18 protein-coding genes are annotated in these 22277 nt (G+C 68.6%); 13 read left to right on the top strand and 5 right to left on the bottom strand.

Annotation, left to right across the window (positions count from 1 at the left end; all coding sequences use genetic code 11):
• The 4 genes from AC1D1T_RS17285 to ugpB form a co-directional block, all read right to left on the bottom strand.
• Positions 1–633 (bottom strand): ATP-binding cassette domain-containing protein (locus tag AC1D1T_RS17285; RefSeq protein WP_477992211.1); only part of this gene is annotated, 633 nt, incomplete at its 3' end.
• Positions 634–647: 14 nt separating this feature from the next.
• A complete protein-coding gene (gene ugpE / locus AC1D1T_RS17280; protein WP_047505987.1) occupies positions 648–1499 on the bottom strand; it encodes a sn-glycerol-3-phosphate ABC transporter permease UgpE in 852 nt (283 codons plus the stop codon).
• A 1-nt stretch (position 1500) separates the two neighbouring features.
• Positions 1501–2385 (bottom strand): sn-glycerol-3-phosphate ABC transporter permease UgpA, encoded by an 885-nt coding sequence (ugpA, locus tag AC1D1T_RS17275; RefSeq protein ID WP_477844645.1) that lies wholly within the window; start codon positions 2383–2385, stop codon positions 1501–1503.
• 112 nt (positions 2386–2497) lie between these two features.
• On the bottom strand, positions 2498–3826 hold the full coding sequence (ugpB, locus tag AC1D1T_RS17270; protein WP_477992210.1) for a sn-glycerol-3-phosphate ABC transporter substrate-binding protein UgpB: 1329 nt from the start codon (positions 3824–3826) through the stop codon (positions 2498–2500).
• A gap of 209 nt (positions 3827–4035) precedes the next feature.
• Between ugpB and AC1D1T_RS17265 the strand changes: the two genes are divergently transcribed.
• Positions 4036–7968 carry a DUF3683 domain-containing protein gene (locus AC1D1T_RS17265; protein ID WP_477992209.1) on the top strand — a complete coding sequence of 1311 codons (3933 nt, stop codon included), beginning with the start codon at positions 4036–4038 and terminating at the stop codon, positions 7966–7968.
• Positions 7969–8000: 32 nt separating this feature from the next.
• Here AC1D1T_RS17265 and AC1D1T_RS17260 read toward each other — a convergent pair whose 3' ends face one another.
• Positions 8001–8981 carry a Bug family tripartite tricarboxylate transporter substrate binding protein gene (locus AC1D1T_RS17260; RefSeq protein WP_477827837.1) on the bottom strand — a complete coding sequence of 327 codons (981 nt, stop codon included), beginning with the start codon at positions 8979–8981 and terminating at the stop codon, positions 8001–8003.
• Positions 8982–9041: 60 nt separating this feature from the next.
• Between AC1D1T_RS17260 and AC1D1T_RS17255 the strand changes: the two genes are divergently transcribed.
• The 12 genes from AC1D1T_RS17255 to AC1D1T_RS17200 all read left to right on the top strand — a co-directional run.
• Positions 9042–9503 carry an HIT family protein gene (locus tag AC1D1T_RS17255; protein WP_465114033.1) on the top strand — a complete coding sequence of 154 codons (462 nt, stop codon included), beginning with the start codon at positions 9042–9044 and terminating at the stop codon, positions 9501–9503.
• A gap of 23 nt (positions 9504–9526) precedes the next feature.
• Complete coding sequence (locus tag AC1D1T_RS17250) at positions 9527–9943, top strand: gamma-butyrobetaine hydroxylase family protein (RefSeq protein ID WP_047505791.1); 417 nt, start codon at positions 9527–9529, stop codon at positions 9941–9943.
• Positions 9944–9960: 17 nt separating this feature from the next.
• A complete protein-coding gene (ubiE, locus tag AC1D1T_RS17245; protein WP_477840614.1) occupies positions 9961–10692 on the top strand; it encodes a bifunctional demethylmenaquinone methyltransferase/2-methoxy-6-polyprenyl-1,4-benzoquinol methylase UbiE in 732 nt (243 codons plus the stop codon).
• A gap of 165 nt (positions 10693–10857) precedes the next feature.
• Complete coding sequence (locus AC1D1T_RS17240; protein ID WP_047505990.1) at positions 10858–12273, top strand: TIGR03013 family XrtA/PEP-CTERM system glycosyltransferase; 1416 nt, start codon at positions 10858–10860, stop codon at positions 12271–12273.
• 49 nt (positions 12274–12322) lie between these two features.
• The gene (locus AC1D1T_RS17235; RefSeq protein ID WP_477827219.1) at positions 12323–12940 is read left to right on the top strand and encodes an XrtA/PEP-CTERM system exopolysaccharide export protein; all 618 of its coding nucleotides are present in this window, start codon (positions 12323–12325) and stop codon (positions 12938–12940) included.
• 101 nt (positions 12941–13041) lie between these two features.
• On the top strand, positions 13042–14598 hold the full coding sequence (locus AC1D1T_RS17230; protein WP_047505797.1) for an XrtA system polysaccharide chain length determinant: 1557 nt from the start codon (positions 13042–13044) through the stop codon (positions 14596–14598).
• A 19-nt stretch (positions 14599–14617) separates the two neighbouring features.
• Positions 14618–15595, top strand: coding sequence for an XrtA-associated tyrosine autokinase (locus AC1D1T_RS17225; RefSeq protein WP_047505799.1), 978 nt, complete (start codon positions 14618–14620; stop codon positions 15593–15595).
• Between the two features lie 5 nt (positions 15596–15600).
• Positions 15601–17190, top strand: coding sequence for a TIGR03016 family PEP-CTERM system-associated outer membrane protein (locus AC1D1T_RS17220; RefSeq protein ID WP_477992208.1), 1590 nt, complete (start codon positions 15601–15603; stop codon positions 17188–17190).
• A gap of 2 nt (positions 17191–17192) precedes the next feature.
• A complete protein-coding gene (locus AC1D1T_RS17215) occupies positions 17193–19349 on the top strand; it encodes an XrtA/PEP-CTERM system-associated ATPase (protein WP_477992207.1) in 2157 nt (718 codons plus the stop codon).
• 16 nt (positions 19350–19365) lie between these two features.
• Positions 19366–20211, top strand: a complete 846-nt coding sequence (locus tag AC1D1T_RS17210) for an XrtA system polysaccharide deacetylase (protein WP_477841037.1) — start codon at positions 19366–19368, stop codon at positions 20209–20211.
• A gap of 100 nt (positions 20212–20311) precedes the next feature.
• On the top strand, positions 20312–21100 hold the full coding sequence (locus AC1D1T_RS17205; RefSeq protein ID WP_477828200.1) for a YdcF family protein: 789 nt from the start codon (positions 20312–20314) through the stop codon (positions 21098–21100).
• Positions 21054–22277, top strand: a 1224-nt coding sequence (locus AC1D1T_RS17200) for a right-handed parallel beta-helix repeat-containing protein (RefSeq protein WP_477992206.1), incomplete at its 3' end; no start/stop codon positions are given. The genes AC1D1T_RS17205 and AC1D1T_RS17200, both read left to right, overlap by 47 nt.

The following is a 22277-nucleotide window of genomic DNA, read 5'->3' as shown; positions in this document are numbered from 1 at the left end:
CATCACGATCATGCGTTGCGCGAGCGTCATCGCCTCGACCTGGTCGTGCGTGACGAACAGCGACGTGACGCCCAGCTCGGCGTGCAGCTTGCGGATCTCCAGGCGGGTCTGGCCGCGCAGCTTCGCATCGAGGTTGGACAGCGGCTCGTCGAACAGGAAGACCTGCGGCTGGCGCACGATCGCGCGGCCCATCGCGACGCGCTGGCGCTGGCCGCCCGACAGCTCGCGCGGCTTGCGCTGCAGCAGCGCGCCGAGCTCGAGGATCTTCGCGGCCTTGTCGACGCGGGTCTTGATGTCGGCGACCGGCACCTTCGCGATCTTCAGCCCGTAGGCCATGTTGTCGAACACGCTCATGTGCGGGTAGAGCGCGTAGTTCTGGAACACCATCGCGATGTCGCGCTCGGACGGCTCGACGTCGTTGACGACGCGCCCGCCGATCGAGATCTCGCCGCCGGAGACCTCCTCGAGGCCCGCGACCATGCGCAGCAGCGTGCTCTTGCCGCAGCCCGACGGGCCGACGATCACGATGAACTCGCCGTCGCCGATCTCGGCGTTGACGCCGTGGATGACCTGGTTGGCCTTCGGGCCGATGCCGTAGCGCTTGACGACGTTCTGGAGGGAGATGGCTGCCATGGGTGTTTGCTTCTCTACTTCTCGGTATCGACCAGGCCCTTGACGAACCAGCGCTGCATCAGGATCACGACGACCGCGGGCGGCAGCATCGCGAGGATGGCGGTGGCCATCACGATGTTCCATTCGTTGCCGGAGTCGCCGCCGGCGATCATCATGCGGATGCCCACCACCACCGGGTACATCTGCTCGCCGGTGGTGGCGATCAGCGGCCACAGGTACTGGTTCCAGCCGTAGATGAACTGGATCACGAACAGCGCCGCGATCGAGGTCTTCGACAGCGGCAGCAGGATGTCCTTGAAGAAGCGCATCGGGCCGGCGCCGTCGATGCGGGCGGCCTCGACGAGCTCGTCCGGCACGGTCAGGAAGAACTGCCGGAACAGGAAGGTCGCGGTGGCCGACGCGATCAGCGGCACCGTGAGGCCGCCATAGGTGTTCAGCATGCCGAGGTCGGACACCACCTTGTAGGTCGGGCTGATGCGCACCTCGACCGGCAGCATCAGCGTGACGAAGATCGCCCAGAACACCAGGCCGCGCAGCGGGAAGCGGAAGTACACCAGCGCGAACGCCGACAGCAGCGAGATCGCGATCTTGCCGAAGGTGATCACCAGCGCGGTGACCAGGCTCACCCACATCATGCGGGCGACCGGCGCGTTGGAGCCGGCGCCGCCGCCGTGGCCGTTCAGCGCGGCGAGGTAGTTCTCCCAGAAGTGCCCGCCGGGCGACATCGGCATCGGCACCTGCAGGATGGCCTGCGAGGTGTGCGTCGACGCGATGAACGCGATGTACAGCGGGAACGCGACGATCAGCACGCCGAGGATCATCACGGCGTGGGCCAGGATGCCGAGGGTGGGGCGGCGCTCGACCATGTCAGTACTGCACTTTCTTTTCGACGTAGCGGAATTGCAGCACCGTCAGCGCGATGACGATCAGCATCAGCACCGTCGATTGCGCGGCCGAGCCGCCGAGGTCGCCGCCCTTGAAGCCATCTTGATAGACCTTGTAGACCAGGATCGCGGTGTCGCGGCCCGGGCCGCCGTGGGTGGTGGCATCGATGATCGCGAAGGTGTCGAAGAACGCGTACACCATGTTGATCACGAGCAGGAAGAAGGTGGTCGGCGACAGCAGCGGGAACTGGATGGTCCAGAAGCGCCGCCACGGCCGGGCACCGTCGATGGCCGCGGCCTCGATCAGCGATTTCGGGATCGACTGCAGGCCGGCCAGGAAGAACAGGAAGTTGTACGAGATCTGCTTCCAGACGGCGGCGGTGACGATCATCGTCATCGCATGCGTGCTGTTCAGCAGGTGGTCCCACTGGAAGCCGAAGGTATGGTCCAGCGCGTACGCGACCACGCCGATCGACGGCGAGAACATGAACACCCACAGCACGCCGGTGACCACCGGCGCCACCGCGTACGGGATGATCAGCATCGTCTTGTAGAACAGCGCACCGCGCACCACGCGGTCGGCGAAGGCCGCCAGCATCAGCGACAGCGCGATGCCCAGCACCGCCACCAGCAGCGAGAACACCGCGGTGACCTGGAAGGATTCGAGGTAGGCCGAGTCGTTGAACAGCGTCTTGAAGTTGTCGAGCCCGACCCACTCGGTCGACAGGCCGAAGCTGTCCTGCACCTGCATCGACTGCAGCAGCGCCTGGGCGGCCGGCCAGAAAAAGAAGATCGCGCAGATCGCCAGCTGGGGGGCGACCAGCATCCAGGGCAGGACCTGCGAATCAAAACGAACTCGTTTTTCCATGGGCCGCGATGGTAAGCGCAGTGATCAAGCAGCCCCCGTGGAACCGGCTTTGCCGGGCCACTGGGGGCGCCCCCTTGAGGGGGAGGCGCGTCAGCGCCTCGGGGGTGGGACGTCAGGGTGCGGGAGCCTTGTTGGCCTTTTCGAAGCGCTCCAGCTGCTCGTTGCCGCGCTTCACCGCGTCGTCCAGCGCCGTCTTCGCATCCTTCTTGCCCGACCAGATCTGCTCGGTTTCCTCATCGATGATCGTGCGGATCTGGACGAAATTGCCGAGGCGGATGCCGCGCGACTTGTCGGTCGTCTTGCGGATCATCTGCGTCACCGCCACGTCGGTGCCCGGCTTGTCCTTGTAGAAGCCCGATTTCTCGGTCATCTCGTAGGCGGCCGTCGTGATCGGCAGGTAGCCGGTGCGCTTGTGGCTGGCCGACTGCACGTCGGGGCTCGACAGGTACTTGAAGAACTCGGCGACGCCCTTGTACTCGGCCGGCTTCTTGCCCGACATCACCCACAGGCTCGCACCGCCGATGGCGGTGTTCTGCGGTGCGCCGGGAACGTCCTGGTAGTACGGCAGCGGGGCCAGCCCGTACGCGAACTTCGCGCCCTTGCTGACATCGGCGTACGAGCCCGACGAGCCGGTGAACATCGCGCATTCACCCGACACGAACGACGGCACCGCGACGCTCGCGCGGCCCTTGTAGACGAACAGGCCCTGCTTGGACATGTTGGCCAGGTTCTCGAAGTGGCGCAGGTGCAGCGGCGAATTGAAGGCCAGGCGCGCGCTCGGGCCGCCGAAGCCGTTGTTCTGCGTCGCGAACAGCGTGTTGTGCCAGGTCGAGAAGCTCTCCAGGTGCACCCAGCTCATCCAGCTGGTGGTGTACGGGCACTTGACGCCGGCGGCCTTCAGCTTGGCGGCGGCCAGCGTCACCTCGGGCCAGGTCGTCGGGGCCTTGTTCGGGTCGAGGCCGGCGGCCTTGAAGGCGTCCTTGTTGTAGTAGAAGATCGTCGTCGAGCTGTTGAACGGGAACGACAGCATCTCGCCGTTCGGCGCGGTGTAGTAGCCCGAGACCGCCGGCACGTAGCCCTTCGGGTCGAAGCTGACGCCGCTCTGCTTCATCACTTCGCCGACCGGCTTGATCGCGCCCTTGGCCGACATCATCGTCGCGGTGCCGACCTCGAACACCTGCAGGATGTGCGGCGCATTGCCGGCGCGGAAGGCAGCCACTGCGGCGGTCATCGACTCGTCGTAGTTGCCCTTGAAGGTCGGGGTGACCTTGTACTCTTTCTGGCTGTTGTTGAACTGCGTGGCCAGGTCGTTGACCCATTCGTTCAGGCCGCCGGTCATCGAGTGCCACCACTGCACTTCGACCTGGGCGTGGACCGGGCCGGCGAGCGCCAGCGCGGCGAAGCCGGCGGCGGCGAGGGCGGCGTATCTTTTCGTTGTCATGTACTTCTCCGGAAAATGACGGTTGGTTTTTGACCAGCCGCGCAGTGTGCTACGAGTTTGTGACAGTCCGTTTATGTCGTGGATGGTCGGCCGCGGCAACGGGATTTACCCCGCCGGATCCCCGGGGCGGGGCGCGCCCGGCACCGAACAGGTGCTGAGGTACCATTTGCGTCCAAGTGCCCCCACAGGCGTGCTGCAGCCTGGCCCCCATGAACGCACCCATCCCGCTGAACCAGATCGCCGCGGCGACTGCCGCGCACAAGGCGCCCCGCCTGCGCGAGATTCCGTACAACTACACCTCGTTCTCCGACCGCGAGATCGTGATCCGGATCCTGGGATCGCGGGCCTGGGAGTTGCTGGACCGCCTGCGCGACGAGCGCCAGACCGGCCGCTCCGCCCGCATGCTCTACGAGGTGCTGGGCGACATCTGGGTGGTGCAGCGCAACCCCTACCTGCAGGATGACCTGCTCGACAACCCGCGCCGCCGCCGCCTGCTGATCGAGGCGCTGAACCACCGGCTGCGCGAGGTGCAGGCGCGGCGGAATCCCGCGGTTGCCAACGAGAGCGATGCGCAGCGCGACGCCTCGGTCGGCGAGTTGCTGGACGCCGCCCACCAGGCCGTGCAGGCCTTCGCCGACCAGTTCGACGCGATGGACGCGCTGCGCCGCAAGGCCACGCGGGCGCTCGGCCGCCACACCGCAAAGGACAACATCAAGTACGACGGCCTGTCGCGCGTCTCGCACGTGACCGATGCCACCGACTGGCGTGTCGAGTACCCGTTCGTCGTGCTGACCCCCGACACCGAGGCCGAGATGGCGGCGCTCGTGAAGGCGTGCATCGAGCTGGGCCTGACGATCATCCCGCGCGGGGGCGGCACCGGCTACACCGGCGGCGCCGTGCCGCTGACCTGGAACAGCGCGGTCATCAACACCGAGAAGCTCGAGGCGATGACCGAGGTCGAGGTGATGCGCCTGCCCGGCATGGACCGCGACGTGGCGACCATCTGGACCGAGGCCGGCGTCGTCACGCAGCGCGTGGCCGATGCCGCCGAGCGCGCCGGCCACGTGTTCGCGGTCGACCCGACCTCGGCCGAGGCTTCGTGCGTCGGCGGCAACATCGCGATGAACGCCGGCGGCAAGAAGGCCGTGCTGTGGGGTACCGCGCTCGACAACCTGGCCTCGTGGCGCATGGTCACGCCCGACGCGAAGTGGCTCGAGGTGGTGCGGCTCGACCACAACATGGGCAAGATCCACGACGTGGAGGTGGCCCGCTTCGAGCTGAAGTACTTCGATGCGACCGGCAAGGTGCTCGAACGCACCGAGCAGCTCGACGTGCCGGGCCGCACCTTCCGCAAGGAAGGCCTGGGCAAGGACGTCACCGACAAGTTCCTCGCCGGCCTGCCGGGCATCCAGAAGGAAGGCTGCGACGGCCTGATCACCAGCGCGCGCTGGGTGGTGCACAAGATGCCGGCGCACACCCGCACGGTGTGCCTGGAGTTCTTCGGCAACGCGAAGGATGCGGTGCCGTCGATCGTCGAGATCAAGGATTTCATGTTCGCCGAGCAGAAGAAGCCCGGCGGCGCGATCCTGGCCGGCCTGGAGCACCTGGACGACCGGTATCTCAAGGCCGTGGGCTACGCGACCAAGAGCAAGCGCGGCGGCCTGCCCAAGATGGTGCTGGTGGGCGACATCGCCGGCGACGATGCCGACGCGGTGGCGCGCGCCACCAGCGAGGTGGTGCGGCTGGCCAACGGCCGGGCCGGCGAGGGCTTCGTCGCGGTCAGCGCCGAGGCGCGCAAGAAGTTCTGGCTCGACCGCAAGCGCACCGCGGCGATCAGCCGCCACACCAACGCGTTCAAGGTGAACGAGGACGTGGTGATCCCGCTGCCGCGCATGGGCGAATACACCAACGGCATCGAGCGCATCAATATCGAGCTCTCGCTGCGCAACAAGCTGGCGCTGGTCGACGCGCTGGAAGACTTCTTCGTCGCCGGCCAGCTGCCGCTGGGCAAGAGCGACGACGCGAACCAGATCGCGTCGGCCGAGCTGCTCGAAGACCGCGTGCAGCAGGCGCTGGCGCTGCTGCGCGACGTGCGCGGGCTGTGGTCGCACTGGTTGTCGAACCTCGACCAGGTGCAGGCTGATCGGGGTGTGACCTTCTTCGACGACCTGCAGGACCACACGCTGCGCGCGTCGTGGAAGGCGCAGATCCGCACGCCGCTGCAGGGCATCTTCGCCGGGGCCACGCTGTCGCCGATCGTCGACGCCTGCCAGAAGATCCACGCGGACGTGCTGCGCGGCCGCGTGTGGGTGGCGCTGCACATGCATGCCGGCGACGGCAACGTGCACACCAACATCCCCGTCAACAGCGACAACTACGAGATGCTGCAGACGGCGCACGAGGCGGTGGCGCGCATCATGAAGCTCGCGCGCTCGCTCGACGGCGTGATCTCCGGCGAGCACGGCATCGGCATCACCAAGCTCGAGTTCCTGACCGATGACGAGCTGGCCGGCTTCACCGCCTACAAGCAGCGCGTCGACCCCGAGGGCCGCTTCAACAAGGGCAAGCTGCTGCGCGACGCGAGCTTCGGCGGGGTGCGCCTGAAGGCCGACCTGACCAACGCCTACACGCCGAGCTTCGGGCTGATGGGGCACGAGTCGCTGATCATGCAGCAGAGCGACATCGGCGAGATCGCCGCGTCGGTGAAGGATTGCCTGCGCTGCGGCAAGTGCAAGCCGGTGTGCGCGACGCACGTGCCGCGCGCCAACCTGCTGTACAGCCCGCGCAACAAGATCCTCGCGACCTCGCTGCTGGTCGAGGCCTTCCTGTACGAGGAGCAGACGCGCCGCGGTGTGTCGATCAAGCACTGGGAGGAGTTCGAGGACGTGGCCGACCACTGCACGGTGTGCCACAAGTGCCTGAGCCCGTGCCCGGTGAAGATCGACTTCGGCGACGTGTCGATGAACATGCGCAACCTGCTGCGCAAGATGGGCAAGAAGAGCTTCCGCCCCGGCAACAAGATGGCGATGATGATGCTCAACGCCACCAACCCGGAGACCATCAAGCTGCTGCGCGGCGCGATGGTCGACGTGGGCTTCAAGGCGCAGCGTGCGGCCAACAACCTGCTGCGCGGCCTCGCGAAGAAGCAGACCGCCGCGCCGCGCTCGACGGTGGGCACCGCGCCGCTCAAGGAGCAGGTGATCCACTTCATCAACAAGAAGCTGCCGGGCGGGCTGCCGAAGAAGACGGCGCGGGCGCTGCTGGACATCGAGGACAAGAACTACGTCCCGATCATCCGCAACCCGAAGGCGACGACGGCCGAGACCGAGGCGGTGTTCTATTTCCCGGGCTGCGGCTCGGAGCGGCTGTTCTCGCAGGTGGGCCTGGCCACGCAGGCGATGCTGTGGCATGCCGGCGTGCAGACGGTGCTGCCGCCGGGCTACCTGTGCTGCGGGTATCCGCAGCGCGGCTCGGGGCAGTTCGACAAGGCCGACAAGATCATCACCGACAACCGGGTGCTGTTCCACCGCGTGGCCAACACGCTGAACTACCTCGACATCAAGACGGTGGTGGTGAGCTGCGGCACCTGCTACGACCAGCTGCAGGGCTACCAGTTCGACAAGATCTTCCCGGGCTGCCGGATCATCGACATCCACGAGTACCTGCTGGAGAAGGGCATCACGCTCGACGCCACGCAGGGCGCGGGCTACCTCTACCACGACCCGTGCCACTCGCCGATGAAGCTGCAGGAGCCGATGAAGACGGTGCAGGCGCTGGTCGGCGGGAACCGGCCCGAGAGCGTGCTGAAGAGCGAGCGCTGCTGCGGCGAGAGCGGCACGCTGGGCGTGACGCGGCCCGACATCTCGACGCAGGTGCGCTTCCGCAAGGAAGAAGAGCTGCGCCGCGACGAGGCCAAGCTGCGCGCGACCGGCGCGGTGGCGGCCGAGGGGCCGGTGAAGATCCTGACCTCGTGCCCGAGCTGCCTGCAGGGGCTGTCGCGCTACGGCAATGACCTGCAGAACGGGCTGCTGGAGGCGGACTACATCGTCGTCGAGATGGCCAACAAGATCCTCGGGGCCGACTGGATGCCGGAGTATGTGGAGATGGCGAATGACGGCGGGATCGAGCGGGTCCTCGTCTGACGAGGACCCACCGTTCGGGCTGAGGCGGTTTCTCAGTCCGCGCTCAGCTTGCGCTCCTTGATCAGCGCATGCCAGAACTTCGTCTCTTGCGCCACGAAGCTCGCCAGCGCCGGCCCGTCGGTCGGCGCGACGTCCAGCCCGAACTCCTCCAGCCGCGCCTTCACCTCCGGCGTGCTGATCGCCTTGTGCATCTCCTGCGTGAGCCGCGTGACGATCTCGGGCGGTGTGCCGTGCGGCACGAACAGGCCCTGCCATGCCGTCACCTCGAAGCCCTTGATGCCCAGCTCGTCGAGCGTCGGCACGTCGGGCAGCGACGCGATGCGCTTCTTCGACATCACCGCCAGCGCCTTGACCTTGCCGCCCTTGATCTGCGGCAGCCCGGCCGCGGTGTCCAGCACCATCATCGGCACCTGGCCCGAGATGACATCCTGCACCGCGAGCGCCGTGCCGCGGTACGGCACGTGCACGACGAAGCTGCCGGTGCGGTCCTTCAGCAGCTCCATCGCCAGGTGGTGCGGGCTGCCGATGCCGGGTGACGCGTAGCTGTACTTGCCGGGGTTCTTCTTGATGGCATCGAGCAGCTGCTGCCCGCTCGTGAAGCCGGCGTTCGGGTTCACCGCGAGGATCAGCGGGAAGCGCGCCATGAAACCCACCGGCGCCAGATCCTTCGGGTCGTACGGCACCTTCTTGTACATCGCGGTGTTGAAGACCATCGCACCGTTGTCGCCGGTGACGATCGTGTAGCCGTCCGGCGGCGACTTGGCCGCGTTGTCGGTGCCGATCATGCCGGCCGCACCCGGGCGGTTGTCGATGATGATCGTCTGGCCGAGCTGCTTGCCCAGTTGCGGCGCCAGCTGGCGCGCGAGGAAGTCCGAGCCGCCGCCGGCCGGATAGGCCACCACCCAGCGGATCGGCTTCGAGGGCCAGGCGTCGGCGGCGTGGGCCGTGCCTGCGGACGCGAGCGCGCCGGCAAGGGCGAGGTTGAAGTGGCGGCGGGTGAGCGCAGAAGTCATGACAGCGATCCGTCTCGGAAGAAGCCGCCGATGTTATCGGTGGCCGCCGATAATGCGCAGATGCCTGCAGACTTCCTCCGCCCCGCCCATCCCGCTCCCGGCTGCGAGCTGTGCCGCGAGAGCGGCGGCGCGCTGGTCTGGCAGGACGACGGCTGGCGCGTGATCCGCATCGCCGATGCGAACTTCCCCGGCTTCTACCGCGTCGTCTCGCGCCAGCACGTGGCCGAGTTCTCCGACCTCGACGCCGCCGCCCGGGCCCGTGCGATGACGCTGGTGGCCACTGTCGAGCGCGTGCTGCGCGAGGCGCTCGCACCGACCAAGATCAACCTCGCCGCGCTCGGCAACATGGTGCCGCACCTGCACTGGCACGTGATCGCGCGCTTCGACTGGGACAGCCACTTTCCGCAGCCCATTTGGGGCACGCGCCAGCGCGAGGTGCAGCCGCCCGCGGCCGACCGCCTGGCCGGCCCACTGACAAGCCTCGACGAGCGCGTCGCCGCGGCCCTGTCGCGCGCGACCTGAACCCTCCCACACTCGGATTCCCCATGGCCGGCCTCACTGCCCAGACCCCGCAACCCACCGCGATCACGGTGCACGAGCAGTCGCGCGTGCTCGAGGTGGCGTTCGCCGATGGCCGCAGCTTCCGCATCCCGTTCGAGCTGATGCGGGTCTACTCGCCGTCGGCCGAGGTCAAGGGCCACGGCCCGGGCCAGGAAACGCTGCAGACCGGCAAGCGCGAGGTCACGCTCACCGCGCTCGAGCCGGTCGGCAACTACGCGGTGCAGCCGACCTTCTCCGACGGCCACCAGACCGGCATCTTCTCGTGGGACTACCTGTATTTCCTGGGCTCGCAGGAGGCTGATCTCTGGCGGCAGTACGAGGCGCGGCTGCAGGCCGCCGGCGCCACGCGCGACACGCCGATGCCCGACAAGGCCGCATCCGCCTGCGGCCACCACCATTGACTGCGACGGACTGACCCATGAGCAACACCCATTTCGGCTTCGAGACCGTCGACGAGACCCGCAAGGCCGAGCGCGTGCGCGGCGTGTTCGATTCGGTCGCGTCGAAGTACGACCTGATGAACGACGTGCTGTCGATGGGCATGCACCGGGCCTGGAAGGCCTACACGGTGGCCGTCGCGAACCTGCGCGAGGGCGATTCGGTGCTCGACATCGCCGGCGGCACCGGCGACCTGGCCGGCGCGTTCGCGAAGAAGGTCGGCGAGCGCGGCACCGTCGTGCACACCGACATCAACGAGGCGATGCTGCACCACGGCCGCGACCGCATGCTCGACCAGGGCCTGGTGCTGCCGACGGCGATCTGCGATGCCGAGGCGCTGCCGTTCGCGAGCGATCGCTTCGACCTGGTCAGCGTCGCGTTCGGGCTGCGCAACATGACCCACAAGGACCGTGCGCTGGCCGAGATGTGCCGCGTGCTGCGCCCCGGCGGCCGGCTGCTGGTGCTGGAGTTCTCGAAGGTGGCCAAGCCGCTGGAGAAGTTCTACGACTGGTATTCGTTCAAGGCGCTGCCGCGCATCGGCCAGCTGGTGGCCGGTGACGCAGACAGTTACCGCTACCTCGCCGAATCGATCCGCATGCACCCCGACCAGCAGACGCTGAAGGCGATGATGAAGACCGCCGGTTTCGGCCACGTCGACGTGCACAACCTCAGCGCCGGCATCGTGGCGTTGCATGTGGGCATCAAGTGTTGACCTGACGCCTGCCGGCGCCCCCCTGTTCACGGGGGGGAGCCCCCGTTTAGAGGATTGGGCACCGGTCCACCTGTACTGACAATCCGCGCCATCTGCTTGCATCCCGTGCAGCACGCCGAAGTGATCGGCGGCAGCTCCGGGATGAAGTTCTGAAGGATGAGCGTCATGTTGAAGGTGTTTCAGTTACATGTCTCGGTGGCCACCCTGTTCGGGATGATCGCCGACGGTCTGCTGTGCTTCTTCGCCATCGTGCTGGCCGCCTCGTCGGTCCACATCCTGCCGGGCACGCCGGAAGCACCCGCCGGGCTGACGGTGCCCCACCTGTTCCTGTTCGCCAGCGGCTTCGCGATGGTGATGTCGCTGCTGTACGCCTTCGCCGGCCTGTACCGCCCGACCCCGATCGGCTTCGCCGCGATGCTGCGCCGCACACTGGCCGCGCTGGTCGTCGGCGCCTACGTGACCTACCTGGTGCTCGACAGCATCGCCAACGGCGGCTATGCGGTGCAGATCATGACCTCGGCCGTGCTGTACCTGTTGGTCGGCCTGGTGCTGGTGCGCGGCGCGATGTACCTGATGAGCCGCATGGCCACCATCCCGAAGGTGCTGATCGTCGGCAACGGCGCCGAGGCGCAGAGCGTCGCCAGCGACCTGATGACGATGAAGCGCCTGCGCCGCAACGTCGCCGGCTTCTTCCCGACCGAAGCCGATGCGGCCCCGGGGCTGCAGGTCGCGAGCCTGCGCGGCCACAAGGTGTTCTCGCGCGAGCTGTCGATCGAGGACATCGTGCGCGACCACCACATCGATGAAGTGATCGTCGCGGTGCGCGAACAGCGCGGCGGCAGCGTCCCGATGGACCAGCTGCTCGCCTGCCGCATCCGCGGCGTGCCGATCGTCGACCTGGCCGGCTTCTACGAGCGCGCCAAGTCCGAAGTGCCGATCGACAGCCTGAAGGCCAGCTGGCTGGTCTACGGCCAGGGCTTCGTGCAAGGCCGCCTGCGCATGATCCTGAAGCGCGCGTTCGACATCGCGAGCTCGTCGTTCCTGCTGCTGCTCGCCTCGCCGGTGATGCTGCTGGCGGTGCTGGCGATCCGCCTCGAAGGGCGCGGCCCGATCATCTACAAGCAGGAACGTGTCGGCCTCGGCGGCAAGATCTTCATGTGCATGAAGTTCCGCAGCATGCGCACCGATGCCGAGAAGGACGGCGTCGCCGTGTGGGCCACCAAGAACGATTCGCGCGTGACCCGCGTCGGCGCCTTCATGCGCAAGACCCGCATCGACGAGCTGCCGCAGCTGCTGTCGGTGCTGCGCGGCGAGATGAGCATGGTCGGCCCGCGCCCGGAGCGCCCGAGCTTCGTCAAGCAGCTGAAGGAACAGATCCCGTTCTACGACGTGCGCCACAGCATCAAGCCGGGCGTGACCGGCTGGGCCCAGGTGCGCTACAGCTACGGCGCCTCGGTCGACGACGCACGCCGCAAGCACCAGTTCGACCTGTACTACGTGAAGAACAACTCGCTGATGCTGGACCTGCTGGTGCTGATCGAAACCGTCAGCGTCGTGTTGTTCCGCGAAGGCGCCCACTGATTTCGCGCCGCATCAACGCACAGACGCAGAGACAAAAGGGAACTCGAGAATGAACGTCAAGACACTGTTGGGATGGTTCGGTGCGGCCGCGACGGCGCTGGTGCTGTCGGGCTGCGGCAGCCTGAGCGGCCTGCCGCCGGCGCCGAAGGTGGCCGAGACGCCGGACCACCGCTACCTGATCGGCGCGCTCGACAGCATCAACATCGTCGTGTGGCGCAATGCCGACCTGTCGTCCACCGTCACCGTGCGCCCGGACGGCCGCATCTCGACCCCGCTGGTCGAGGATGTGCTCGCCGCCGGCCGCAGCCCGGCCGACCTGGCGCGCGACATCGAGGCCAAGCTCGGCAAGTACATCCGCGACCCGGTCGTCACCGTCGTCGTCAACAACTTCCAGGGTTCGTTCTCGGAGCAGATCCGCATCATCGGCGAGGCGACCCGCCCGCAGTCGGTGCCGTACCGCCAGAACATGACGCTGCTGGACGTGATGATCCAGGCCGGCGGCCTGACCGAGTTCGCCGACGGCAATGCCGCCGTGCTGGTGCGCGGCACCGAGCAGGGCAAGCAGTACAGCGTGCGGCTGAAGGACCTGATCAAGCGCGGCGACATCTCGGCCAACGTCGACGTGAAGCCGGGCGACGTGATCATCGTCCCGCAAAGCTGGTTCTGATCGCCCTGGTCCTGAACCCGGTGGCCACCCCGATGCCCGGCGCCACCACCCCCTGTTGAGACGGTCGACCTCCGCGTGTCGACCCATCCAGAAGCTCCAAGATGAATGAGTTGACCCGTCAGATCTCGATCGTGCTGCGCACGATCTGGCAGCGCCGCTGGCTGGCGATGGCCGTCGCCTGGGCCACCGCCGTGGTGCTCGCGCTGATGGTGTGGGTGATCCCCAACCGCTACGAAGCCACCGCCAAGCTGTTCGTCGACACCCAATCGGTGCTGAAGCCGCTGATGGCCGGCCTCGCGTTCCAGCCCGACCTCGACCAGCAGGTGCGCATGCTCGCGAAGACGCTGCTGTCGCGCCCGAACATCGAACGCCTGATGGGCGACCCGGGCGTCGGCCTGGGCACGCTGACCGACCTGAAGCGCGAGCAGGCGATCGACCGCCTGACCGCCCGCATCAAGGTCGAGCACAGCGGCGGCAACCTGTACCTGATCAGCTACCGCGACGGCGACCCGAACCGCGCGAAGGCCGTCGTCGACGGGCTGGTGAACCTGTTCATCGATTCCGGCAACGACAGCAAGCAGCGCGACTCGCAGGACGCGAGCCGCTTCATCGACGAGCAGATCAAGGCCTACGAGGTCAAGCTGGTCGAGGCCGAGAACCGCGTGAAGGAATTCAAGCTGCGCAACTTCGGCGTCTCCGGCGTGTCGGGGCAGGACTACTTCGCCCGCATGTCGGTGCTGACCGACGAGGTCGGCAAGCTGCGCATGACGCTGGCCGCCGCCGAGCAGTCGCGCGACGCGCTGAAGCGCGAGCTGTCGAGCGAAGAGCCGAACGTGGCGGTCGACGCCCCGGCGCCGGCGGTGCCGATGGCGATGCAGACCGAGATCGATTCGCGCCTGGATGCGCAGCGCCGCTCGCTCGACGACCTGCTGCGCCGCTACACCGACGCGCACCCCGACGTGATCGCGGCGCGCCGCATGATCGGCCAGCTGGAAACCCAGAAGCGCCAGCAGGAGGCCGAGCGCGCGAAGGCGGCGGCCAAGGCCGGCGGCCGCGTCGCGTCGTCGAACCCGGTGTACCAGCGCCTGCGCATCGCGCTGGCCGAGGCCGAGGCCAATGTCGCGTCGCTGCGCAGCCAGCTCGGCGGCCAGCAGGAGCGCCTGGACCAGGTCAAGGCCACCGCGAGCCGCGTGCCGCAGGCCGAGGCCGAGCTCGCGCAGCTGAATCGCGACTACGACATCATGCGCAAGCAGTACGACATGCTGGTCTCGCGCCGCGAGGCCGCCTCGCTCGGGCTGAAGATCGACCAGTCGAAGAGCATGGCCGAGTACCGCCTGGTCGAGCCGCCGCGCGTGCCGGCCAAGGCCGCGTTCCCGGACCGCACCGCACTGGCCGTCGTCGCGATGATCCTCGCGCTGGCCGCCGGCGGCGGTGCCGCGTTCGGCATGGGCAAGCTCTACCCGACCTTCGACACGCAGGAGGCGCTGCAGGCCTTCGCGAAGCGCCCGGTGCTGGGGACGGTGTCGCGCCACCTCTCGATGGCGGCCGAGCGCGCGCAGCGCTTCGACCTCATCCGCCTGAGCGGCGCGATGGTGGTGTTCATGGCCTTGAACGTGACCTGGATCGCCTTGCTCGCGGGCGGCATCCAGCCCCACTGAACCGGACGACCGCCTCATCATGAGCATCATCGAACAAGCCACCCGCCGCCTCGAGGAACTGCGACGCGCCGGCATCGACGTGCCGAGCTGGGCGCCGACCGCCACCGAGCCGGGCTTCGGCCCGGTCACCGGCGCGCCGGGCGGTGCCGCCACGCTGGCGCCCCCGGCGCCGATCGCCCGTACCGTCGCCGACGACATCGAACTCGCGCCGCGCACCGTCGCACGCCCGACGCGGGCCGAGCGCGCCCCCACCAACGCCCGCTCGCGCGAGGTGCAGATCGACCTGCTGCGCCTCGCCGCCGAGGGCTACCTGACGCCGGACGATCCGCGCATGGGCCTCGCCGAGGAACTGCGCGCCGTCAAGCGCCCGATCATCGAGCACGCGCAGGCCGCGCGCGAGGCGGGCAAGGCCGGCGGCAACCTGATCTTCGTGACCAGCGCGCTGCCGGGCGAGGGCAAGACCTACAACGCGATCAACCTGGCGATGAGCATCGCGATGGAGGTCGACCATTCGGTGCTGCTGGTCGATGCCGACGTGGTGCGGCCGTCGGTGATGTCGCGCCTGGGCGTCGAGGCCGAGCTCGGCATGCTGGACGTGCTGACCAAGCCGTCGCTCGACCTGTCCGAGGTGCTGATGCGCACCAACATCCCGAAGCTGTCGCTGCTGCCGGCCGGCCGGCCGACCGACCAGTCGACCGAGCTGCTCGCGAGCGTCGCGATGGAGCGCCTGCTGGCCGACCTGGCCGAGCGCTACGCCGACCGCATCGTGATCTTCGACGGCCCGCCGCTGCTGGCCACCAGCGAATCGCGCGTGCTGGCCGCCCGCATGGGCCAGGTGCTGATGGTGGTGCAGGCGCAGAAGACCGCGCAGAGCTCGGTGGCGCGTGCGTTCGCCGACATCGAGGCCTGCGAGACCGTCTGGTGCGTGCTGAACAAGGCCGCCAGCCAGCGTGCTTCGTCCGGCTACGAACGCTACCCGCAATACCGCCGGACCTGAACGACGTGCGCCCGAGCCGACGGACCCTCCGCCCCACCTGCCTGGCCCGCGCACTGCTGGCAGTGCCGATGCTGGGCTGCGCCTTCGGGGCCTGGGGGCAGTATTCCGGGGCGCCGACGGCCGCACCGGGCACCCCCGCCACGCCTGGCACCGGTGCCTTCGGCGGCATCGCCGCGCCGTCGGCCGCTGCCGCCGCGTCGGCACCGGTCGGCCCGCCGCCGGCCACCCACATCGTGCTGGCGATCGACTCGCGGCTGGTGCACACCGACAACGCGACCCCCGACCTCGGCATCAAGCAGAGCGACACCGTGCTCGAGGTGCAGCCGTCGATCGTGTTCGAGCGCCGCGGCCCGCGCATCACGCTGAGCGGCAATGCCGCGATCAGCAGCCTGAGCTACCTGAACGACAGCCAGCCGTCGCGCGTGCTGCCGCGCGCACGCATCGACCTCGCCTCGAAGGTGATCGAGGACTGGGCCTACTTCGACGCCTGGTACCGGATCGACCCGACCTTCGACGACCCGTACGCGACGCGCCCCGAGGCTGCCACCTCGTACAAGCTGGAGCCGCGCCGCCGCTACGGGCTGAGCCCGTACCTGATGCACCGCTTCAACGAGCTCGACTCGATGCTCGCGCGCGTCGACTACACGCATGCGCGCATCACCGACTTCCTGACCAAGCAGGTGCGCACCACCAAGGGCCTGGACAAGATCGTCTCGTACGAGCGCGCGCCGCGCAGCTTCGGCCTGCAGATCGAGGTGAAGGCGCACGACGAGAGCGACGACTTCACGCAGGGCCAGACGCTCAGCACGCGCGAGGCGCGGCTGTGGCTGAACTGGCAACCGCAGCCGCAGCTGGTGCTGGGCATCGTCGGCGGGCGCGAGAAGACCTCGCTGCTGGYCGACACGCCGACCGACACGCTGTACGGCGGGCGCGTCACCTGGCGGCCCGACGAGCGCAGCAACCTGCGCGTGACGGTGGAGCACCGCTACTTCGGCAACGGCTGGGACGCCGTCTATGCGCACAACTCGGCCACCACGACGATCGGGCTGCAGGCGAGCCGCACGGTGTCGAGCCAGGGCATCCCGGACAACGGCGTGCTGCCGCCCGGCAGCGCGTCGCCGGTGCCGGTGGGCGGCGGCATCAACCCGTCCGCGCTGTATTCGGTGGTGGCCCAGCTGCGCGAGAGCGCCGGCTTCCAGGCCGCGCTGCAGGGCCGGCGCAACCGCATCTACCTGCAGGTGGGCTACCTGAAGCAGCAGGCGCTGCAGATGGCGGGCCAGACCAACATCCCCGACCCGTCGTACGACACCGAGCAGAAATCGGCGTCGCTCGGCTGGGACTACAAGCTCGGGCCGCTGACCACGCTGACCGTGATCGGCGACGGCTCGCGCATCGAGGGGCTGGGCGGCAGCAACCTCGGCCGCTACACGACGCAGTATTCGCTGCGCGTCGAGGGCACGCGCACGCTGTCGCCGCACACCACGGCGACGATCGGTGCGCGCCGCCTCACCGTCAAATCCAACAGCACGACGCTGACCTCCGTCGACCTCGACGGCGAGCAGGCCATCTACGCCGGGCTGCGCTACCGCTTCTGACCATGTACGAGTCGCACTTCGGCCTCAGTGGCCCGCCTTTCCAGCTGAACCCGGACCCGGCGTTCTATTTCGACAGCCGCGGGCACAGCAACGCGCTGGCCTACCTGAAGTTCGGCGTGCACCAGGGCGAGGGCTTCATCGTCGTCACCGGCGAGATCGGTGCCGGCAAGACCACGCTGGTGCGCACGCTGCTCGAAGGGCTGGACGCCGAGAAGGTGGTGGCCGCGCAGGTGGTCAGCACGCAGCTCGAATCGGGCGACCTGCTGCGCGCCATCCTCACCGCGTACGGCGTGCCGACCGCGGGCGCGTCGAAGGCGCACCTGATCGCGAGCCTCGAGGGCTTCCTCACCGCGCTGGCCGCGAAGGGCCGGCGTGCGCTGCTGATCGTCGACGAGGCGCAGAACCTGAAGCACGAGGCGGTCGAAGAGCTGCGCATGCTGTCGAACTTCCAGCTCGGCAACCATGCGCTGCTGCAGAGCTTCCTGATCGGCCAGCCGGAGCTGCGCACGCTGCTGCAATCGAAGTCGATGGAGCAACTGCGCCAGCGCGTGATCGCGTCGTGCCACCTCGGGCCGCTCGACCAGACCGAGACGCGCGCCTACATCGAGCACCGGCTGCACCGCGTCGGCTGGAAGGATTCGCCGGCCTTCGCCGACGATGCGTTCGACGCGATCCACCGCTGGACCGGCGGCGTGCCGCGCCGCATCAACCGGTTGTGCAACCGGCTGTTCCTCGCCGCCTTCCTGTCGGGCAAGGACGCGATCTCGGCCGAGACGGTGGACCAGACCGCCGGCGAGCTGCGCAGCGAGATCGGCGAACTCGCCGACGTGCCGATGCTGGTGTCCACGGCGGGCCATGCCAGCGGCCACGGCCGACCCGACGTGACGATTCCGCCCAACCCGGCGCTGCCGGTGCTGGACGCGGCGGTGGACTTCGGCGGGAACATCGGCAACAACGCGAGCCTCGGCGTGGTCCAGCGCTCGCGCAGCGGCAGCAAGCTGCAGCGCCCGTTGCTGTGCGTGGTCGATACCCGCACCGATTTCCTGAAGATCGGCGCGCTGTCGCGCGTGCTCGAGGAGTACGGCGACCTGCCGCCGGTGATGGCGGTACAGCCCGGCACCGAAGAGGGCCTGGCGATCGGCGCGGCCGGTGCCGCGGTGCTGCCGCTGCCGAAGATGGAGATCCACCTCGGCATCGGCGCGCACGCGGTCGGCGTGGCGCACGGCTCGGCCGCCGCGCTGACGCGCTTCGACGAGGTGCTGGCCGAGTTCATGCCGAGCGCGGTGCTGGCGGTCGGCAAATCGGATGCGGTGCTGATGTGCACGCTGCTCGCCAACAAGCGCGGCGTGCCGGTGCTGCGGCTCGACGCCGGCCAGCGCAACACCGGCGGCAGCGCCAGCGCCGAGATGAACGGCGTGCTGATCGACCGCGTGGCCGATGCGCTCTACACGAACAAGCTGCTGACCTACTACACGCTGTACCGCGAGGGCATCCCGTCGGACCGGGTGCACTGCGTCGGCAGCCTGGCAGCCAACCTGCTGCACTTCGGGCTGCCGCATGCGGTGCCGCCGCTCGAATCGTTCGCGCGCGCCAAGCTCTCGCCGGCGGTGCTGAACGACCCGCGCGGCTTCGGGCTGGTGAGCCTGGCGCTGCAGCCGAAGACCATGGACGAGCTGCTGCCGATGCTCGCGACGCTGGGCCGCGAGCTGCCGCTGGTGTGGCCGCTGCGCGAGGAGGCGCTGGTCGCGCTGAAATCCACCGGGCAGGAGGCGCGCCTGGCCGATGCCGGCGTGATCGTGATGCCGGCGCAGGGCTACCTGGAAGAGATCGGGCTGCTGCAGCAGGCGCGCTGCCTGATCGCCGGCAGCGAAGGCGAGCTGGTCGAGGAGGCGGTGACGCTCGGTGTGCGCAGCATCACGCTCGGCAACGACCGCAGCGGCACGCCGGTGGCCGATCCGTCGAGCATCGTCGTCGGCCGCAACGTCGAGCAGGCGCTGAAAGCCGTGCGCGAGATCCTGCTGACCGAATCCGCGCGCGTCGACGTGCCCGAATACTGGGACGGCGGCACCGCCAGCCGCATCGCGAAGCACCTGCGCAGCTGGCTGCCGGCCTCGATGCGCGTCTCGTCGACCGCCCGCGCTGCCGAATCCGTTCGCTGAATTTGTCCCTGAGTCCATGACCAAGAACCCGATCACCAACGCCCTGACGGTCGACGTCGAGGACTACTTCCAGGTCTCGGCGCTGGCGCCGTTCATCGCGCGCGACCGCTGGGATTCGATCCCGTGCCGCGTCGAGGCGAACGTCGACCGCCTGCTGCGGCGCTTTGCCGACAACCATGCGAAGGCCACGTTCTTCACGCTCGGCTGGATCGCCGAGCGCTACCCGCAGGTGGTGCGCCGCATCGTCGACGACGGGCACGAACTGGCGAGCCACGGCTACGGGCACCAGCGGGCGAGCGAGTTGTCGCGCGAGGCGTTCAGCCACGACGTGACGAATGCGAAGCGCATCCTCGAGGACATCGCCGGCGTGCGGGTGATCGGGTATCGCGCGCCGAGCTTCTCGATCGGGGCCGACAACCTGTGGGCCTTCGACGTGCTGAAGGAAGCGGGCTACGTCTACAGCTCCAGCGTCTACCCGGTGCAGCACGACCACTACGGCATGCCGGACGCGCCGCGCTTTCCTTACCAGGTGCGCGACGGGCTGACCGAGCTGCCGATCACGACGGTGCGTGCGCTCGGGCGCAACCTGCCGGCCGGCGGCGGCGGCTACTTCCGCTTCGCGCCGTACGGCGTGTCGCGCTGGGCGATCGACCGCTTCAACCGCGACGAGCAGGCTCCGGCGATCTTCTACATGCATCCGTGGGAGATCGACCCGCTGCAGCCGCGCGTGCCCGGGCCGGGGCTGAAGACGCGTTTTCGGCACTACGTGAACCTGCACCGCACCGAGAGCCGGCTGGATCGCCTGCTCGGCGATTTCCGCTGGGGGCGGATGGATCAGGTGTTCGGTATCGCACGAGGATGACCCACCCCCGAAGCGCTGCGCGCTTCCCCCTCAAGGGGGCACCGCCAGCGGCCCGGCGAAGCCGGTTCCGCGGCGGTCGCTGGGCCTGAGGCGCTTCGGCATGAGGTCGCTGCTCACCGACCTGGTGCACCTGCTGCTGGCGATGCCGCTGTACGTGCTGCTCGGCATGGCGTGGCTCAGCGTGCGGGCATGGCGCGCGAAGGCGGGGCGGCTGCACCGCTGGCGGCATGGCTTTGCGCTGCTCGGCGTGCTGGTCTACGTCGTCTCGATCCCCGCGACCACCAACACGCTGCTCGCCCAGCTGGAGGCCTGGTGGCCGGTGCCGACCGACGCGCAGGTGAGGGCGCTGCCCAGCACCGACGGCCCGCGCATGCTGGTGCTGACCGCTGGCTGGTTCCGCAAGACGGAGACCGGCTATCGCGTCGTGATGGGCGCGCCGAGCTGGGAGCGCACCGAGATGGCTGTCGAGCTGTTCCAGCGCTTCGGCGGGCGGCTGATGTTCACCGGCGCACCGCTGCCCGATGGTTCCGATTCGGTCGCGCAGCACATGGCCTCGGCCGCGCAGCGGCTGGGCGTGCCGGCCGACGCGATCAGCGTCGAGACGCGTTCGGTCAACACCCACGAGAACATGCTCTTCAGCGAGCGCCAGTTCGGCCTGCGTGCGCAAGGGCGCGTGCTGCTGCTGGCGAGCGCGATGAACCTGCCGCGCGCGGTGGCCGCCGCGCGCGGTGTCGGGCTGGACGTGCTGCCGTATCCCTGCGATTTCCGCGCCGACACGGCGCTGAAGTGGCAGCATTTCGTGCCCAGCAACGAGGCGCCCGGTGCGCTCGAGGAGGTGCTGCATGAGTGGCTTGGTCTGGCGATGTATTCGCTTCGCGGCTGGGTGTAGCGCGGCGCTGGTCACCACCGCGACGGTGGTCGCGGCGCAGCCGCGCACCTTCGTCGTCGCCCCCGATGGCACCGACCGCGCGGTCGGCACGCTCGAGGCGCCGCTGCGCACGCTGGATGCCGCGGTGCAGCGCGTGAAGCCCGGCGACATCATCGAGCTGCGGGCAGGCACCTACGACGGCGCAGTGATCCGCAACCCCGGCTCGGCCGACGCGTGGATCACGCTGCGCGCTTACGCGAAGGAGCGTGCGGTGATCCAGGGCACCGAGCGGGGGCCGTCGATCTACTTCTACCACCGCACCTGCGACGAAGAGGCGCCGAAGGGCACGGTGTGCCAGGCGATGTACTGGCTGGTGCAGGGGCTGGAGGTGCGCGGCAGCGCCGACGGGCAGGAAGAGGGCTACGCGATCAAGATCGACACGCCGCACGTGCGGCTGCTCGACAACGACCTGTGCTGCTCGCGGGTCGATGTGGTGAAGCTGGTGCGCACCGCGGACGACGTCGAGATCCTGCACAACCGCATCCACCATCCGAACGCGAAGATCGGCGACAACGCGCAGGGCATCGACATCGTCGGCGCGGATCGCACGCGGGTGGCGTTCAACCATGTGCACGACATCCCGTCGATCGGCATCTACGCGAAGGGCAACTCGCGCAACACGGTGTTCGAGTTCAACCGCGTCGAGCGGACCTGGTCGAACGCGATCATGCTGGGGCAGGAGACCGACGACGACCGGCTGGTCGACGGGCCGTACGAGACCTACGACGGCGTGATCCGCGACAACGTGATCAGCGAGGTGGGCTGGGCCTGCCTCGCGACCTCGTCGTCGTGGCGGCCGCGCATCCACAACAACACCTGCTGGAACACCGGGCTGCTGACGCATGGGTCGGTGCTGGTGTCGAACGAGTCGGAGATCCACCAGGGCGGCACCGAGGTGGCTATCACCAACAACCTGATCGTCGGTGGCGCGAAGCTGCCGTTCATCCGCATCACGTCGGAGGCGATGAGCGATGCGCGCACGCTGGTGATCGACCGCAACCTGTATGCGATGCGGACCGGGGCGCCGGGGGTGTTCAGCTGGGAAGACAAGCGGGTCGTGAAGGTGGGGCTGGAGCGCTGGCGCGAGGCGACCGGGCTGGACCGGCACAGCGTGGTGCTGCCGACGGCGGACGGGTTG

It is taken from the genome of Rhizobacter sp. P2_H3 (genome assembly GCF_056403355.1).
This window is presented reverse-complemented; position numbering and strand designations above follow the sequence as displayed.

Excerpts from the sequence above, each read along its gene's own strand:
- AC1D1T_RS17235 (WP_477827219.1), top strand. The coding sequence starts at position 12,323 with ATGAACGTCAAGACACTGTTGGGATGGTTCGGTGCGGCCGCGACGGCG.
- AC1D1T_RS17215 (WP_477992207.1), top strand. The coding sequence starts at position 17,193 with ATGTACGAGTCGCACTTCGGCCTCAGTGGCCCGCCTTTCCAGCTGAAC.
- ugpB (WP_477992210.1), bottom strand. The coding sequence starts at position 3,826 with ATGACAACGAAAAGATACGCCGCCCTCGCCGCCGCCGGCTTCGCCGCG.
- AC1D1T_RS17260 (WP_477827837.1), bottom strand. The coding sequence starts at position 8,981 with ATGACTTCTGCGCTCACCCGCCGCCACTTCAACCTCGCCCTTGCCGGC.
- AC1D1T_RS17255 (WP_465114033.1), top strand. The coding sequence starts at position 9,042 with ATGCCTGCAGACTTCCTCCGCCCCGCCCATCCCGCTCCCGGCTGCGAG.
- AC1D1T_RS17225 (WP_047505799.1), top strand. The coding sequence starts at position 14,618 with ATGAGCATCATCGAACAAGCCACCCGCCGCCTCGAGGAACTGCGACGC.
- AC1D1T_RS17230 (WP_047505797.1), top strand. The coding sequence starts at position 13,042 with ATGAATGAGTTGACCCGTCAGATCTCGATCGTGCTGCGCACGATCTGG.
- ugpA (WP_477844645.1), bottom strand. The coding sequence starts at position 2,385 with ATGGAAAAACGAGTTCGTTTTGATTCGCAGGTCCTGCCCTGGATGCTG.
- AC1D1T_RS17250 (WP_047505791.1), top strand. The coding sequence starts at position 9,527 with ATGGCCGGCCTCACTGCCCAGACCCCGCAACCCACCGCGATCACGGTG.
- AC1D1T_RS17265 (WP_477992209.1), top strand. The coding sequence starts at position 4,036 with ATGAACGCACCCATCCCGCTGAACCAGATCGCCGCGGCGACTGCCGCG.
- ugpE (WP_047505987.1), bottom strand. The coding sequence starts at position 1,499 with ATGGTCGAGCGCCGCCCCACCCTCGGCATCCTGGCCCACGCCGTGATG.
- AC1D1T_RS17205 (WP_477828200.1), top strand. The coding sequence starts at position 20,312 with ATGAGGTCGCTGCTCACCGACCTGGTGCACCTGCTGCTGGCGATGCCG.
- ubiE (WP_477840614.1), top strand. The coding sequence starts at position 9,961 with ATGAGCAACACCCATTTCGGCTTCGAGACCGTCGACGAGACCCGCAAG.
- AC1D1T_RS17210 (WP_477841037.1), top strand. The coding sequence starts at position 19,366 with ATGACCAAGAACCCGATCACCAACGCCCTGACGGTCGACGTCGAGGAC.
- AC1D1T_RS17240 (WP_047505990.1), top strand. The coding sequence starts at position 10,858 with ATGTTGAAGGTGTTTCAGTTACATGTCTCGGTGGCCACCCTGTTCGGG.